This window comes from Bacillus sp. PK6-013 (assembly GCF_054161445.1).
This window is the reverse complement of sequence record NZ_CP096417.1, coordinates 1,269,489-1,285,094: the sequence shown is the minus strand read 5'-3', so window position 1 is coordinate 1,285,094 and position 15,606 is coordinate 1,269,489. Positions and strand designations below refer to the sequence as shown.

Below are 15,606 nucleotides of genomic sequence, written 5' to 3'. Positions count from 1 at the left end.
ATATAAAGAGGTAAAGGAGTCACCATGTCAAAAATAAAATGGATCATCACGCTCTCCATATGCGCAGCTCTGGCATTTTCTCTCTTTATTTTCTTCAACAAGGCGAATTTTACAGAGGCCAGCGAAAATAAAGAAAACGGGCTTTTCTTTGCTCAAAACTATATCAGCTATGCGATGGAAGACGAGACGATGTCGTTTAACATTTTCGGCCTGCAAAAAGCAAACACCGGCATTCCGATAAGCGGTGATACGGTTACGTCGCTCGCTTTTGATAACGATCATATTCAAATCAGCGATTACAAGGTTGAAACAGGGATTCGCCATAAAGGCTATACGCTCGTCAACATCATCGTTGACGTCCGAATCTCAAGCGATAAACTGGAAAAAGCTGATCAGCTGCTGATATCTTTTAACGGACGTGATGCAGAAGCATTTCAAATCGGAAAGATTACCCTTCAAAACGATCATAATGTTCGAAGCGGTGACCTGTCGCCTGCCGGCCAGTATACTGCAGGATATCCAAAACCGTCCTTGGACGTTCGGCTGAAAAACAACCTGGCAAAAGATATCTCCCTTGAAAAGATCACCGATCTAAACGGCGTCATGACGTATTCATTTGACAAGAGGACCGCCATCCAAGCTAAACAAAGCAAACACATCGTCGTCCCGGCTTTTGATATGACAGGGGAATATGATTTTTATACGGTCACTCCTGTTTTACGTTACACTGCAGCAGGGAAGCCTCATCAATACAGCTTGCCCGGTGTACTGTACGGAGCTTTAGACTCCGATGTAGAAAAAATCGAACGGATGCTGAAGCGTCCATAGTTACTGCAAAAAAGCCGGTCTCTGGCTATTATGGTTCGGGACGGCTTTTTCTTTATCCTCTAAAAAACAGCTGATACATACCCCCAGAGTCTTTCTTTGATCGCTGCCATTTCAATTACGATAGCCGCAAGTTTTTGTAAAACTCAAATTTTTCTCTCGTTTGACCGAACATTTTGACGTTTTCAAAGATTACTTTTTTTAAAACCCAGATATCAGGGTTAAAAGACCTGAAAAAAGAAAGATTCACATGACCATAGACGGTAATTAAAAGGGAATGCCGAATAAACCTATATAAATCTTCCTCATTTTGGATGGTTAGCAGGAATTCTTAGTTAACTGGACGAATCTTTAGTCTGTTAAAAACTAAGGAGGAAATTTTTCAAATGAAAAAACGGTCTTTATTCTTTACTTTATTGCTTTCTGCAAGTTTAATACCTGGGGCGGCCGGAGTCGCGGAAACGGGCGGTCATAAGCATACTCATGAAGCAAAAGGGATTTATAAGGAAGCATTGCCTAAACCTAAGGAAGGTTATAAAGATTTAACAGGCAAAGTTCACATTGAAAAAACAACGAAAACAAAAGTGCTGGATGAGAAAGGAAATGAAACGAGTACGATCACATTTAAAAAGAATGTAAACAACGGTAAATTTTCGACTCAGGCAAGCACGGGCAAGCAAAAGATAAGTGTCCTCGCGGTGGCTGATAAGCAGTACCGGCAGAAACACAAAGACTGGAAAACGAGAATCGTCAACATCGTTGAAGAGGCGGACGAAATGTTTAACCGCGACCACGATATTGATTTTGTCGTGGAAGCTGTTGCCCCATGGAGTTCTTCCGGAAGCAATGCCTCTGACATTCTTGACAACCTGGCGGACAAATTCGAAGGACGGCCTTATAAATTCGTAGCCGGCTTTACAGCCAACGACAATTTTGAAGCGGGCGGCATCGCTTTTCAATACCCTGTTAAACCGGACGGTCCTGCTTTCAGCGTCACGTTCGACCTGGGAACGGAAAATACGGCAAAAGCACAAAGACACGAATTTTCCCATAATTTCGGGGTGGAGCATGATCCGCAAGGAAGCGGCATCCGTTGCATTATGAACTACGATTACGCATACACCGTCGATGTCTGGGATGCGGAACACAACAGCCTGATCGAGAAAAATAAAGTTTGGTATCAATAGTTATAAAAAGGCGTCTCCGCATAAAGCGGAGACGCCTCAGATTGTTGACAAAATCCCAAAACGGCTTTGGCTTTTTGTTTTGGGATTTTGTCATCTTTTCAGCGTGATTGAAAACCTTTGCAGTCTAGGAAGGCCGAGCATCGGAGCGGAGCGAATGTTGGAATTCGTGAGCACCGACGCGCAGACCTGACAACGAATGCGAGGGTTTGTCGACACGCTGAAGCGTCTCCGCATAAAGCGGAGACGCTTTTTTTGTACTGCAGCCGGGCAGCCTCAATTGGGCTGGGAACCGGTTATCCTCTCAATACAGCCTGATACGCATCCTCCAGTGCTTTCAGCACCTGGTCGTGAACTTTTGTCACTTCTTCTTCAGTCAATGTCTGTTCAGGATTCAAATATTGCAGGCTGAAGGCGACAGATTTCTTGCCTTCTTCCATGTGCTCGCCTTCGTAGACGTCAAAGACATGGACTTCTTTCAGCCATTTGCCGCCTGCTGTTTTGATGACGTCCTCAAGCTGACCGGCCGCTGTTTCTTTGTTTACAACAAGCGCGATATCCCGAGTAACAGAAGGATACTTCGGAATTGGTGTATACGTGATCTCCGGTACATCCAATCGAAGGAGCTCGTGCAGGTCCAGTTCAAACACATACGTGTCGCCCAGATCCAGCTCTTTTTCAACTGACGGATGCAGCTGGCCGATGAAGCCGACTAATGAGCCGTTATGCAAAATATTGGCCGTCCGCCCAGGATGAAGCTCTTTTCTTTCAGATTGAGCGAATTCGATGCCTTCGGTGATGCCGAGCTTTTCCAACAGACCCTCGACGATGCCTTTTACGACGAAGAAATCAACCGGCTTTTTCTCGCCCTGCCAGAGGTTTTTATGCCACAGGCCTGTCACGGCTCCGGCGACGTGTTCTTTTTCGACCGGTTTCGTATGTTCTTCGGCTTTCAAGAAAACTGAACCGACCTCATAAAAAGCCGCAGAATCTGACTGCCGGGCCAGGTTGTATGCGACCGAATCAAGCAGATTAGGAAGCAGACTGTGCCTCAGCACGCTTCTTTCCTCGCTCATCGGCAGCGAAAGGATCGTTTTAAACGATTTTTCCAATGCGTAAGCCATTGCTTTTTTATCGTTTGTTAATGAGTATGTGATCGCCTGGGAAAGGCCTGCTCCTTCCAGAAAGCGTCTTACTTTTCTGCGCTTGTCCTGATAAGGTGTCAGTCCGCCCGCAAAGCCTGTTACTTCCGGCAGTGTCGACGGAATGTTGTCATATCCGTACAGTCTTGCGACCTCTTCGATCAAATCTTCTTCAATCGCAATATCGCCTCTTCTTGACGGAACCGTCACGACCAGTTCCCGTTCAGCGTCTTCAACGGCAAAGCCGAGCCTTTCAAAAATGTTGACCATTTCTTCTTTACTGATGGACATGCCGAGAACCTTCGTCACTTTATCAACAGAAAGGCGGATGACATTCTCTTTGATATCAAGGTGGTTTTCTTCAACCGTACCTTCTAAGACGGTTCCTCCGGCATACCGGCTGATCAAATCTGCCGCGCGTTCTGCAGCGAGGCGCACCCGTGCAGGATCGATGCCCTTTTCAAAGCGGACGCTTGATTCGCTGCGAAGACCGAGATCCTTTGATGCTTTGCGAACGGTCTGACCGTTAAAATACGCGGCCTCAAGCAGCACTGTCGCCGTATCTTCGCGGACTTCGGAGTCCGCTCCGCCCATTACGCCTGCGACTGCCTGCGGAAGAGAACCGTTTGTGATGACAAGATGCTCAAGCGTCAATGTTCTTTCTTGTTCATCAAGCGTCGTTATCGTTTCATTTTCGTACGCTTTGCGGATGACGACCTCTTTTGAGCCAAAGCGGTCATAGTCAAACGCGTGCAGCGGCTGACCGTATTCGAGCAGAACAAAGTTCGTAATATCGACGACATTGTTGTGCGGTCTGATGCCGGCATTGATTAGCTTCGTCTGCATCCAAAGCGGCGACGGGCCGATTTTGACGTTTTTAATGATTTTTGCCGCGTACAAAGGATTGGCTTCTGTATCTTCAATTTTGACGGAAATATAGTCCGCCGCTTTTTCGGCGCCTGCCTGATAAGCCGTCTCAGGAAGCTTGACTTCGCGGCCGAGAATCGCAGCCACTTCATAGGCAACGCCGAGCATGTTCATGGCGTCGGCGCGGTTTGGCGTCAGTCCCAGTTCGAGAACCGCATCGTCGAGCGCCAGGCTTTGAAGAGCGTCCGCACCGGTTTCCGCATCGCCCGGGAAGACGAAGATGCCTTCCGCATATTCTTTCGGCACAAGCTTGCCTTGAATGCCAAGCTCCTGCAAAGAGCAGATCATGCCGTTAGACACTTCCCCGCGAAGCTTCGCTTTTTTGATTTTAAAATTGCCGGGCAATACCGCACCAACCGTGGCGACGGCTACTTTTTGCCCTCTGTCCACGTTCGGAGCCCCGCAGATGATCTGGACAGGCTCTTCTTCGCCGATATCGACGAGGCATTTATTCAACTTGTCGGCGTTCGGATGCTGTTCGCGCTCCAGCACATGTCCGATGACAACGCCTTTCATTCCTTCTCCCTTATATTCGATGCCTTCCACTTCAATTCCGCTTCTCGTAATCTTTTCAGCGAGAATCTCGGGAGTCATCCCATCTAAATCCACGTATTCCTGCAGCCATTTATATGAAACAAACATCACGCGTCCTCCTCTTTAAGCCTGTTTAAATTGAGATAAAAATCTGACATCGTTCGTATAGAAATGACGAATGTCGTCAATGCCGTATTTCAGCATCGCGATCCGTTCAACACCCATTCCAAATGCAAATCCCTGATATTGTTTGGAATCGAATCCGGCCATTTCGAGCACGTTCGGATGCACCATTCCAGCGCCGAGAATTTCGATCCAGCCCGTTTGTTTACAAACGGAGCAGCCTTTGCCTCCGCATTTAAAGCAGGAAACATCGACTTCGACAGACGGCTCTGTAAACGGGAAGAAGCTTGGACGCAGTCTGATTTCGCGCTCTTCGCCGAACATCTTTTTCGCGACCGTTTCAAGCGTTCCTTTTAAGTCGCTCATGCTGATATCGCGGTCAACGCAGAGCCCTTCAATCTGCATAAACTGATGGGAGTGTGTCGCATCATCGTTGTCGCGGCGGTATACTTTGCCGGGGCAGATGATTTTGACAGGGCCTTTGCCTTTATGCTTTTCCATCGTGCGCGTCTGGACGGGAGACGTCTGCGTTCTCATCAGCGTATCTTCCGTAATATAAAAGCTGTCTTGCATATCGCGGGCCGGATGCTCTTTCGGAAGGTTGAGCGCTTCGAAGTTATAGTAGTCGGTTTCTACTTCAGGACCCTCTTCCACCGAATATCCCATGCTGATAAACAAGTCTTCGATTTCTTCAATAACGATCGTCAGCGGATGCCTCGCTCCTGTTTTTACAGGGCTTCCCGGAAGCGTCACGTCAATCGTCTGTTCTTTCAGCTTCCTTTTCACCTCTTCTTCCTCTAGGCGGGCATTTTTTTCGGCAATCGCCGCGGCGATTTTTTCTCTTACTTCGTTCGCCAAGGCGCCCATTTTCGGCCTTTCTTCAGCGGACAGCTTTCCCATTCCCCGAAGCACTTCCGTGATCGGTCCCTTTTTTCCCAGGTACGCAACGCGGACATCGTTGACTTCTTTTAATGAACCAGCGGCTTCCACTTTTTCAACCGCTTCTTTCTCAAGCCGTTTCAGCTCTTCCTGCATCTTAAAAACTCCTCCTTTTATGTAGCAACCTGTTATTTTAGGCAATAAAAAAAGCCCCTTTCATAATGAAAGGGACGAATCGTGGCCGTGGTACCACCCTTTTTTAAAACAAAGCAAAAAAGCTTTGCTGCTTACTTCATTGGCATAACGGAATGAATCCGGTTCACCTTTACACATCCCTCGAGAGACGCGGTCCCGGTGACAACTCAAGAGGTGAAGCGTTTTTCCGGCCTGCCATAAAAATGCTTGCAGTCTAAGGCATTTTCTCCCTAAATGGCGACATGTGAAAAAACGGAGCCTCTATCACTGTTTTTAAACATATTACATTCATTATAGTGAATTACATGATCCTGTGCAACCGGTTATCCGTGGAGATGATAAAGAAGGACCGCGGCTGCGGCCGCCACATTCAGCGACTCCGCTTTTCCGTAGATCGGAACGTACAGATTTTGGTCGGTCTGTGCGAGGAGATCCGGATCGACCCCAGATCCTTCGTTTCCGATCAAAAGCGCAAATGACTGCGACGGCTCCGCTTCTCTAAATGGCACGGCATCCTGCAGCGCTGTGCCGTAAACCGGGACGCTTTTTCCCTTTAGCTCTTCAATCAGCTCCGAAAGCTCGCGTTTTAAAATCGGAATGTGAAAATGCGAACCTTGAGCCGATCTGAGCGTTTTGGCATTGTAGGGGTCGACAGTGCCTTGTCCGATCACAACGGCATCGATCCCCGCCGCGTCTGCCGTCCGGATGATCGTCCCTAAATTGCCCGGATCTTGCACAGCATCCGCAAGCAGCAGCTTTTCGTATTGAAAAGGTCCACTTTCAGGCATTCGGCATACAGCGGCGACAGCCTGGGGTGTCTCTGTTTCGGCAATCGCCGAGAAAGCATCGTCGCTCAAAATATAGCGGGCAACAGACTCAGCAAGCGCGGCCGGGAAATCCGCTTCGTCTCGGACCATGATTTCTTTCACAACACCCGGTGTCTTCAGCGCTTCCTCAACGAGATGCTCGCCTTCTATTAAGAAAGTATTGGTTTTTGTCCGCTCTTTTTTCGTATGAAGTTTTTTCCAATCCTTCACTTTTTGATTTTTGGCTGATTCAATTCGTTTCAAATCGTTTTGACTCCTTTGTCTCGCAATAGTCACATTATATCTCATCAATGATACATAATAAACCCGAAAGCGAGGCAGAATATAGAAAATCAGATTTGATGAAATGGAGTGAAAAAAGATGGATTTGAATTTGCGCCATGCCGTTATTGCCAATGTATCAGGAAACTCGCAAGAAGAGCTTGAGCACACGATCGTCGATGCGATCCAAAGCGGTGAAGAAAAAATGCTTCCGGGATTAGGTGTGTTGTTCGAGGTCATCTGGCAGCACGCAACTGAATCGGATAAAACTGAAATGCTTGAGACATTGGAACAAGGATTAAAAACGAAATAAACCGGCGGCCTGAAACGGCCCCGGTTTATTTTCATCCTGGAATAGAAGGCTCCATCCGCAATGCCGGATCGCGCCAAATCTCCGTCCACTTTTTAATGGCAGCCGCCATGATCACCAGCCCCAGCAGCAGCATAATAATTGATAAAATGCCGTTTAAAACGCTGAAACCGGCAGCTTCCGCATTAAAATAAACGTTTTTGATCATCCAGTATCCCGCATAGTTGACCGTTACGTACAAATAAGCGAGCGGAATGAGACATGTCAGCATATAACGCCGTTTGTCCGCTATTTTTAAAATGACCGTCGCGCCGATAATTAAACCGACGGATGCCATCAGCTGGTTGGATACGCCAAACAGCGCCCAAATCGAGCTGATGTCGCCTGAATACAGCAAATACCCCCACATGAAACAGGCAACGGCGCTCGCTGCGACCGAACCCGGAAGCCAGTCCGTTTTTTTCAGCGGTTTGTACACTTCTCCGAAAAAGTCTTGAATCAAATAACGCGCCACCCTTGTACCGGCATCAATCGCCGTTAAAATAAAGACGGCTTCAAACATGATGACAAATTGAAAAAAGTAAGAGGCCAAATGGCTGAAAAACGGAATATCCGTAAAAATATAAGCCATGCCGACGGCAAGGGTAACAGCTCCGCCTGTTCTTCCTTCAAGATCGAGACCGATTTCGCGGCTGAGTTCAGGCAGGTGGACGACATTCATGCCAAGCGTCCGAAAGACTTCAGGCGAACTGTTGATGGCAAAATAATCGCCCGGCTGCAATGCCGTTGCCGCGATCAGCGCCATGATGCCGACAAGACACTCAACGAGCATCGCCCCAAAGCCGACGAATTTCATATCGCTCCACTTATCAAGCATTTTCGGCGTCGTGCCTGAACCGACAAACGCATGGAAGCCGGAAATCGCACCGCAGGCGATCGTAATTGAAATAAACGGCCAAACCGGACCAGGTGATACAGGTCCCCCTCCGCCCGTAAACTCGGTAAACGCCGGAAACGGAATCGCCGGATTGACGACGAACACCCCGGCAATCAAAGCGATAAACACCCCGATCTTCATGAAGCTGCTCAAATAATCGCGCGGCGCGAGCAGCAGCCATACAGGGAGCGCAGCTGCAAAAAATGCATAGACAGGAAGTGCGACAGCAAGCGTTTTCGTATCAAGCGTCAAGGCGTCTCCAAGCGGCGTTTCCGCGATGGACGGTCCGATGAAGACACCGGCCATCAGTAAAATAAATCCGCCGGTTGACGCTAATTTTAAGTTGCCTGTCTTTTTATAAAATAAACCGACCCCCATCGCGATCGGAATTGTAATCGCAACGGCGAACGTCCCCCAGGGATTGCGTTCAAGCGCATGAAGCACGACCATCGACAGCCCCGCCATCGTGATCGTAATAATAAACAGCATCGCAAGCCCCGTGCAAAATCCCGCAACAGGCCCGAGCTCTTCTTTCGCCACTTCTGAAAGCGACTTTCCCTTCCTCCGCATGGACGCAAATAAAACGACAATATCATGCACGGCTCCCCCGATCACCGCTCCGATCAAGAGCCACAACAGCCCCGGCAAGTAGCCGAACTGCGCCGCCAAGATCGGCCCGACAAGCGGCCCCGCGGCTGCGATGGCCGCAAAGTGGTGGCCGAAAGACACCCATTTGTTCGTCGGCACATAATCTTTGCCGTCTTTCTGGAGATGGGCAGGAGTCGGCTTGTCATCATCAACCTTCAACACTTTCACCATCATAAATGTTCCGTACAAACGATAGGCGATCGCCAAAATACAGATGGAAGCGATCACAATTGTTATTGCATTCATCCAATTCCTCCCCCCTTTGTTTCTTTTTTAACATATCTCATATTTTTTGTAAGCGCAATCATCTTTTTTCGAAAAAAGACACGACCTCCATCTTCGCTTTTTATGACAGCTTCCTTTTGTTATAGACGAGCACCCGGACCTCTCAGTTTGATTTCATATTCTTATTGACACTTTAGCACGATCGTACTAAAATTGAGTCATGAATACGAAATCACAAAAAAGACGACTGCAAATTATTGAAGACGCTATTCAAGTGCTTGTGGAAGAAGGCTATGCGAATGCCTCGATCGGCAATATCGCGAAAAAGGGGGGAATCAGCAAAGGAGTCGTTACATATCATTTTCCAAATAAAATGCAGCTTATGAAGGCTGTTGTTGAGTATTGCTACGGACTTGCAGCACCTTATATGGAAAAATTCATGGATGGTTCAGACAGTGCGCCGGCGACACTGCGCGCATACATTGAATCAAATCTCAGATTCATGTATGAACACCGAGCTTACGTGACCGCAATCATTGAGGTGGTATCCAACCTACGAACAGAAACCGGCGAGCTGTTTTACCAGAATGAAGATGAATCAATATATGAGCCATTAGTTGAAATTTTTAAGTGGGGACAGGAAACAGAAGGGAGTTTCAGGCAGTTTTCCCCGCACATTATGGCCAGAACCGTCCGAAGCGTCATCGATTCTCTTGGGACCAAAATCGCAAATCAAGATATATCAGATAAGGAAGACATGATATCAGAAATTGTCGATACGTTCGATTATGCAACAAGAAAAATAACTAAATAGGGAGGCTATCGTGAACACTGGTGAATTTAAAAAATTGGACGGGAAAATTGTTGCCGTACGGAAGCTTGAAGGTGTGATCACTTTATGTGTGTATGCATCCATGATTCTGGCATTGCTATACTTTACTATCACATTCGGCTGGCCAAAATGGATATTGGCTGTCACATTATGTTTAGCTGTTGCCTCGGTACCGTTTGAACTTTATCTTTTGCCGAAGTGGAAATATCACTTGTGGCGATACCGCCTAAGTGAAGTAAGTATTCAAATCCATAAAGGGATCATTTTCAGACGAAAAGTATTAATTCCTATGGGGAAAGTCCAGCATGTCGAAGCAAAACAAGGTCCTATTTTAAAAAAGTACAATTTATATACAGTGACTTTATCAACGGCAGCCGGCAGCCACGACATTCTGGGATTGGCCGAAGGAACAGCCGATTCGATCCGCAAAGAAATTGAAGCCTATGCGAGGTTATGCGATGAACAAGTCTGACACATTGATCAAACATCGTCTCCATCCGGTTTCCGTCCTTTACTTTATCGCTACAGCGATCAAAGAATCCTTTTCCTTTATTTGGTTATTTCCACTGCTCGTATTATGTATTCATAAACTGGGCGGTGACATTCCCGCTTTCCTCATCAATATCACTTTAGGCTCATGCCTTATCATGTCGTTTTTCGTGATTGGTGTATTAAAATGGCGGTCATTTACCTACCAAATACATGAGAAAGCGATATATGTTGAATCCGGTTTGCTTGTCGTCAAGAAAAGATGGGTGCAGCCGGATCGTATACAATCAATTGATTCTGCGATTCGTGTATATGATCATTTATTTTCCACCCGGACTTTGACAATTGAACTTGCCGGAGGAGAAGAATCCGGCATCACACTCAGCTGCATTTCAAAAGAAGAAGAACAGCGCATTCGGACGGCTTTAAAAACAGAAGCAAAAGACAGGCCGAGCGAACATGCTGAAGACTCCATGTTTCAATTATCTAAAAGTAACCTCATTTTACACAGCCTGCTATCGCCTAAAGTCGGAATTGTGTTTACGCTGTTATTACTGGGATTGCTAAAATATATCGATATATCGAAAGAAGGAGACAGGGACACTTTGTTCACCTCCTTATCCGGCTGGTTCGGCCCCAACTGGATCATGATCACGGTGGTCTTGATGGCTATTCTATCATTCGCGCTTTCGCTATTACTCACATTTGCAAGTGATTTTCAATTCACATTAAGGAAAAATAGCAAAGGAGAAATTGAGATTGAGCAGGGCCTGTTTGAAAAGAAAAAACGAACGATCGGACAAGACCGGATACAGGCCATTCTCATCATTGAGCGTCCGATTCACCGATTCTTGGGGTATGCAGAAATCAAAGCTGTTGTGATTCGCAATCGTTCAAATGAGCAAAGCAGTAAAACCGTCACCCTACTTCCTTTTGTTAAAAAAGAAAAGGCCGAATCCATGCTTGAACCGTTTACCGGTTACCGCAAAGGAGGCCATCTGCACACGCTCACAAAGGAAGCGAAAATTCACTATATGGTTATGCCATTTATAGCCGGCTGTCTTTTTGCCATACCGATATGGCTGTTTGTACCTTCCGACTATCACAATCTGGCTGCAGTTCTGCCGCTCGGATTATTCAGCCTGGGGTGGATAGGGTATCGGATGATTGGCTGGAATCAAAGCAGCCGTTTTTTAACTTTGCAATACGGAATTTTATCCCGGAAAACGGCAATTATGAAACGCGGACGCATTCAATGGGCATCATTGAGCCAAACATTTATGCAAGAGAGAAAAAACTTAGCATCAATTAAGCTGGCCGTTGCCTCAGGAAAAGAAAATATGAAGTTTTCGATCAGCCACATTCCAATAGAGAGTGCAGCAGATCTTTATCAACATGCCCTTAAAACAAAGGAATAATTTTCAAAACCACCCAAAACCCAGTTGACTAATAGGAATAATAAGAATAAAATAGACACATGCTTCATCTGCTGCCTTTTTTAAGGCGTAATTGGCGGGTATCATCGGATATCCGCCTTTTTTCTGTCAGCATAACGGAACAATAAAAAAATGAACGGCCATGACTAGACAGAAAGCGGCGATCCCTCCGATTCGATTGATGTTTGTTTTGACAAGTGAAGCTGAGAGATGGTGAGACAGCGAAAAAAACAATATGGTGCCGATCAAGATGACGCCCGCCTCTAAAAATGAGTGATTGAGAAATCGGGTCCGATCAAGGACCGCCGTGATAAACAGAAGCCAAAGGTATGCTATAAATGCGTACATCAAAAAGCAATATGCAGCCGAAAAAAACGACTTCATCATATCCCCCCTCCTGTTTTATAGTATTCTCCGACATAAATGCGCACACCTTTTCACACCTAAAAAAACCGGCACAGCGGCCGGATTTTTTAGATCATCTTTTTTTCATTCTGATCACATTCCAGGAAAGTTTCGGAAGGTGAGCCGTCAGCCTGCCGTCACATACTTTGGCGTCTCCGCCGCTGTGCGGAACGACGTTGTTGCGGTCTTTTTCATTCGTCGCTTTATGATCTTCGTGTTCCAGAACGATGTGCTCAGAGACACTGTACCCTTCAAAGCTTCTCATATCGGCTTCCATTTCAAGGCCGGCGTCAGTTGCGCGGTTGACGGCAAAAACGGTTAATTCTTCGGCTTCTTCATTGAAAACAGACACGGACTCCAGGTACGGCACATCCGTAAAGTCTTTCGCATCATACTTCGGAGACGATACCGCCGTCTGCAATACCGTTCCTCTGCCGTAGACGGAAGCGTGCATAAACGGATAGAAAATGGTCTGACGCCACGCTTCTCCGCCTTTGTCTGTCATAATCGGCGCGATGACATTGACAAGCTGAGCCAGACAGGCGATTTTCACGCGGTCGGCATGCTTGAGCATCGTAATCAGCATACAGCCGACGAGAAGCGCATCCTCAAAGTTGTAGATGTCTTCAAGAAGGTGCGGCGCTTTCGCCCAGCGTTCAGCTTCTTTGTCTTTTTCATTCGAGTGATACCAGACATTCCACTCATCATATGAAAGGTGAATCGTTTTCTTGCTTTTCTTTTTCGCTTTCATATAGTCGCAGACTGAGATGACCGTTTTGATAAAGTGATCCATGTCCAGCGATCTCGCCAAATAGTTTGGAAGGTCATTGTCACGGTTGCCGTAATACGAGTGAAGCGAGATGTACTCGACATGTTCGTACGTATGGTCAAGCACGGTCGTTTCCCAGTCGATGAATGTCGGCATTCCGCTTCCCGAACTTCCGCAGGCGACGAGCTCGATCGACGGGTCCGTCCATTTCATCACCTTCGCGGCTTCAGCGGCAAGTCTTCCGTATTCGGCTGCAGTTTTATGGCCGATTTGCCATGGACCGTCCATTTCATTGCCGAGGCACCATGTTTTAATTTTATGCGGTTCCTTATATCCGTGGGATTTTCTCAAGTCGCTGTAGTACGATCCTGACGGATGGTTGCAATATTCTACCAGGTTGCGTGCGGCATCAATTCCTCTCGTTCCGAGGTTGACGGCCATATTCACCTCTGCCCCGACAAGCTTTGCCCAATCCATAAATTCGTTCGTACCGATTAAGTTCGGCTCGGTTGTCGCCCACGCCAAATCAAGTCTTGTCGGCCGCTGTTCGACAGGACCGACCCCGTCCTCCCAGTTATAACCTGAGACAAAATTTCCGCCCGGATACCTGATAAACGGAACCTTCAGTTCACTGACCAATTTAATAACGTCCTTTCGAAAGCCAGATTCGTCAGCTTCAGGATGATCGGGCTCATAAATGCCTTCGTAAACGGCTCTGCCGAGATGCTCGATAAAGGATCCGTAAATTCGCTTATCAACCTCTGCCACCTTATATTCCTTGTCAATCGTCATCTTCGCTTTGTGTGCAGTCATGTTAAATCATTCCTTTCAAGATGATATATAGTGGATCAGCCTTTAATTCCGCCCGCCGTCAAACCTGATATAAAGTACTTCTGGAAGAACAGGAAAATGAGAATCACGGGCAGAATCGCCAGCACAGAACCCGAAATCAACATGTCATAATTGTTCCCGTACGGACTGAGCAAAGCGGACAGTCCGATTGGGAGCGTAAACATTTCTTTCGATCGCAAAACGATCAGCGGCCATAAGAAGTTGTTCCAGCTGTTTAAGGATTGAAGAATGATCATCGCTCCAAATGCCGGCTTCATCAAGGGCGCCATAATCCTGAAGTAAATGCCGAACTCTGTGCAGCCGTCCATTCTCGCGGAATCAAGCAAATCTCTCGGCAGGCCGAGCGCATACTGTCTAAAGAAAAACACGGCGACAGGCGAGACGATAAACGGCAGAATCACACCGGCGTATGTGTCGACAATATGAAGAGAAACCGTCATTTTAAATAAAGGCAGCATGAGAATTTCGATCGGCACCATCATGATCAGGAGCACAGCTACAAACAAGAGATTTTTTCCTTTAAAGTCGTAGACGGCAAGCCCGTATCCGACCATTGAAGAAAACAAGAGCGTCAGCACGGTGGATATCACCACGAGAATCAAGCTGTTCGAAAACCATTGAAAATAAATGCTTCCTCCGTTAAACAAGTATGTGTAATTGTCAAGGCTCAGGATTTCAGGGCTCAGCTTTAAATTCAAGCCGAAGCGCAACAATTCCGAAGATGGTTTGAGCGAGCCGAGCACAAGGCAGAAAAGCGGAAACACAAACAAAAAGCTTAGTATCGCAAACAGCAGAAACAGAGCAACTTTCGCAATGTTGAGGCCTCTGGCAGGACGCATTAATAGCCCTCCTTTTTAAAAGATCCAGACAGCTTTAATGAAATGAGGCTGCAGATGAAAATGATGATCAAGAGCACGATGCCGAGCGCCGAGCCGTAGCCCATGTTGTTGTAGGCAAGCCCCTGCTGATAAATGTATCCGACCATCGTCAGGCCGATGTTGCCCGGAGAGTTGTTTTGCCACAGCACATAGCTTTCTTCAAACATCCGGAAGCCGCCGATGATGCTGATCGTCAGCACGTAGACGCTGACGGGCTTTAAAAACGGAAGCGTAATATGGTAAAACTTCTTGAACGTGCCTGCGCCGTCGATTTCGGCAGCTTCATATAATTCTTTCGGAACGTTCTGCAAGCCCGCCAAAAAGTACAGGACATTGATTCCCATCCATCTCCAGGATGCGAGCATCACCATTAAAAACATGCCGGTATGTTCGTTGTTCAGCCAGTTGTACGGCGAAGCTCCAAACTTAGCCAATATCGAATTCGCCAGCGATGTATCCATTTCTCCAAAAATCAGCCTGAAAATAATCCCCGCCACAATGGTTGACGTCAGAGCCGGGATGAATAAAGCCGATTTGAACACGTTTTTAAACTTTACGAGTTTAGAATCTAAAAAGACTGCCAGAATAAGAGGAACAGGTATTAAAATCAGCAATGTCCAAAAGGTGTATTTTACGGTGTTGAATAGTGCGGTATAAAATGTAGGATTGTTTAATGCTTGATAGTTCTCCGTCCCGATGAAGCGGACTTCCCCGGGGAGAATGCTTTGAAAGCTCATGATGACGACGCTGATAAGCGGATAAAGAAAAAATATGCAGAAGGAGAGTACAAAAGGTGCTGTGAAAATGTAGGGTGCGGCTTTTGCTGAATATAATAATCGTCTGATCTTTCTTTTTCTGCTCACCGGCGGAAACGAATGCACTGTATCTGTTTTAACAGTCTTCAAGTTATCGCCTCGCTTTACAGTAA

Annotated in this window: 14 protein-coding genes; 6 read left to right on the top strand and 8 right to left on the bottom strand. The window is 46.7% G+C overall.

What is annotated here, in order from left to right:
- The first annotated feature begins 24 nt into the window (after positions 1–24).
- Complete coding sequence (locus M1E03_RS06510) at positions 25–828, top strand: hypothetical protein (protein ID WP_095290830.1); 804 nt, start codon at positions 25–27, stop codon at positions 826–828.
- Positions 829–1,211: 383 nt separating this feature from the next.
- Positions 1,212–2,012, top strand: coding sequence for a zinc-dependent metalloprotease (locus M1E03_RS06505; protein WP_020452509.1), 801 nt, complete (start codon positions 1,212–1,214; stop codon positions 2,010–2,012).
- Between the two features lie 293 nt (positions 2,013–2,305).
- Here M1E03_RS06505 and pheT read toward each other — a convergent pair whose 3' ends face one another.
- From pheT to M1E03_RS06490, 3 genes are all read right to left on the bottom strand, one after another.
- Complete coding sequence (gene pheT, locus M1E03_RS06500) at positions 2,306–4,720, bottom strand: phenylalanine--tRNA ligase subunit beta (RefSeq protein ID WP_429673773.1); 2,415 nt, start codon at positions 4,718–4,720, stop codon at positions 2,306–2,308.
- A gap of 15 nt (positions 4,721–4,735) precedes the next feature.
- The gene (pheS, locus tag M1E03_RS06495; protein WP_003184229.1) at positions 4,736–5,770 is read right to left on the bottom strand and encodes a phenylalanine--tRNA ligase subunit alpha; all 1,035 of its coding nucleotides are present in this window, start codon (positions 5,768–5,770) and stop codon (positions 4,736–4,738) included.
- A gap of 362 nt (positions 5,771–6,132) precedes the next feature.
- Complete coding sequence (locus M1E03_RS06490) at positions 6,133–6,879, bottom strand: TrmH family RNA methyltransferase (RefSeq protein ID WP_041817275.1); 747 nt, start codon at positions 6,877–6,879, stop codon at positions 6,133–6,135.
- A 118-nt stretch (positions 6,880–6,997) separates the two neighbouring features.
- On the opposite strand from M1E03_RS06490, the gene sspI reads away from it, so the two are divergent.
- The gene (gene sspI, locus M1E03_RS06485; protein WP_023855460.1) at positions 6,998–7,210 is read left to right on the top strand and encodes a small acid-soluble spore protein SspI; all 213 of its coding nucleotides are present in this window, start codon (positions 6,998–7,000) and stop codon (positions 7,208–7,210) included.
- A gap of 31 nt (positions 7,211–7,241) precedes the next feature.
- Here the strand turns inward: sspI and cstA are convergent, their stop codons facing one another.
- Positions 7,242–9,038, bottom strand: coding sequence for a carbon starvation protein CstA (gene cstA, locus M1E03_RS06480; protein WP_020452513.1), 1,797 nt, complete (start codon positions 9,036–9,038; stop codon positions 7,242–7,244).
- Positions 9,039–9,237: 199 nt separating this feature from the next.
- Here cstA and M1E03_RS06475 point away from each other — a divergent pair, with 199 nt between their 5' ends.
- The 3 genes from M1E03_RS06475 to M1E03_RS06465 are packed head-to-tail and all read left to right on the top strand — an operon-like array spanning position 9,238 to position 11,756.
- Positions 9,238–9,831, top strand: coding sequence for a TetR/AcrR family transcriptional regulator (locus M1E03_RS06475; protein ID WP_023855462.1), 594 nt, complete (start codon positions 9,238–9,240; stop codon positions 9,829–9,831).
- A 10-nt stretch (positions 9,832–9,841) separates the two neighbouring features.
- Positions 9,842–10,321, top strand: a complete 480-nt coding sequence (locus tag M1E03_RS06470; RefSeq protein WP_103750227.1) for a PH domain-containing protein — start codon at positions 9,842–9,844, stop codon at positions 10,319–10,321.
- Complete coding sequence (locus M1E03_RS06465) at positions 10,308–11,756, top strand: PH domain-containing protein (protein WP_195257981.1); 1,449 nt, start codon at positions 10,308–10,310, stop codon at positions 11,754–11,756. Before M1E03_RS06470 ends, M1E03_RS06465 begins: the two co-directional genes overlap by 14 nt.
- Positions 11,757–11,882: 126 nt before the next feature.
- Here the strand turns inward: M1E03_RS06465 and M1E03_RS06460 are convergent, their stop codons facing one another.
- The 4 genes from M1E03_RS06460 to M1E03_RS06445 form a co-directional block, all read right to left on the bottom strand.
- Positions 11,883–12,161 (bottom strand): hypothetical protein, encoded by a 279-nt coding sequence (locus M1E03_RS06460; protein WP_020452517.1) that lies wholly within the window; start codon positions 12,159–12,161, stop codon positions 11,883–11,885.
- Between the two features lie 91 nt (positions 12,162–12,252).
- Positions 12,253–13,761 (bottom strand): arabinosylfuranosidase ArfA, encoded by a 1,509-nt coding sequence (gene arfA, locus M1E03_RS06455; RefSeq protein ID WP_105980089.1) that lies wholly within the window; start codon positions 13,759–13,761, stop codon positions 12,253–12,255.
- A gap of 35 nt (positions 13,762–13,796) precedes the next feature.
- Entirely contained in the window at positions 13,797–14,639 is an 843-nt protein-coding gene (locus M1E03_RS06450; protein WP_020452519.1) for a carbohydrate ABC transporter permease, read from the bottom strand.
- Positions 14,639–15,583 carry a carbohydrate ABC transporter permease gene (locus M1E03_RS06445; protein WP_020452520.1) on the bottom strand — a complete coding sequence of 315 codons (945 nt, stop codon included), beginning with the start codon at positions 15,581–15,583 and terminating at the stop codon, positions 14,639–14,641. The genes M1E03_RS06450 and M1E03_RS06445 overlap by 1 nt, the downstream gene beginning before the upstream one ends.
- Between the last annotated feature and the right edge of the window lie 23 nt (positions 15,584–15,606).

Coding starts and splice junctions, on each gene's coding strand:
- M1E03_RS06510 (WP_095290830.1), top strand. CDS start 25: ATGTCAAAAATAAAATGGATCATCACGCTCTCCATATGCGCAGCTCTG.
- M1E03_RS06505 (WP_020452509.1), top strand. CDS start 1,212: ATGAAAAAACGGTCTTTATTCTTTACTTTATTGCTTTCTGCAAGTTTA.
- pheT (WP_429673773.1), bottom strand. CDS start 4,720: ATGTTTGTTTCATATAAATGGCTGCAGGAATACGTGGATTTAGATGGG.
- pheS (WP_003184229.1), bottom strand. CDS start 5,770: ATGCAGGAAGAGCTGAAACGGCTTGAGAAAGAAGCGGTTGAAAAAGTG.
- sspI (WP_023855460.1), top strand. CDS start 6,998: ATGGATTTGAATTTGCGCCATGCCGTTATTGCCAATGTATCAGGAAAC.
- cstA (WP_020452513.1), bottom strand. CDS start 9,038: ATGAATGCAATAACAATTGTGATCGCTTCCATCTGTATTTTGGCGATC.
- M1E03_RS06475 (WP_023855462.1), top strand. CDS start 9,238: ATGAATACGAAATCACAAAAAAGACGACTGCAAATTATTGAAGACGCT.
- M1E03_RS06465 (WP_195257981.1), top strand. CDS start 10,308: ATGAACAAGTCTGACACATTGATCAAACATCGTCTCCATCCGGTTTCC.
- M1E03_RS06460 (WP_020452517.1), bottom strand. CDS start 12,161: ATGATGAAGTCGTTTTTTTCGGCTGCATATTGCTTTTTGATGTACGCA.
- arfA (WP_105980089.1), bottom strand. CDS start 13,761: ATGACTGCACACAAAGCGAAGATGACGATTGACAAGGAATATAAGGTG.
- M1E03_RS06450 (WP_020452519.1), bottom strand. CDS start 14,639: ATGCGTCCTGCCAGAGGCCTCAACATTGCGAAAGTTGCTCTGTTTCTG.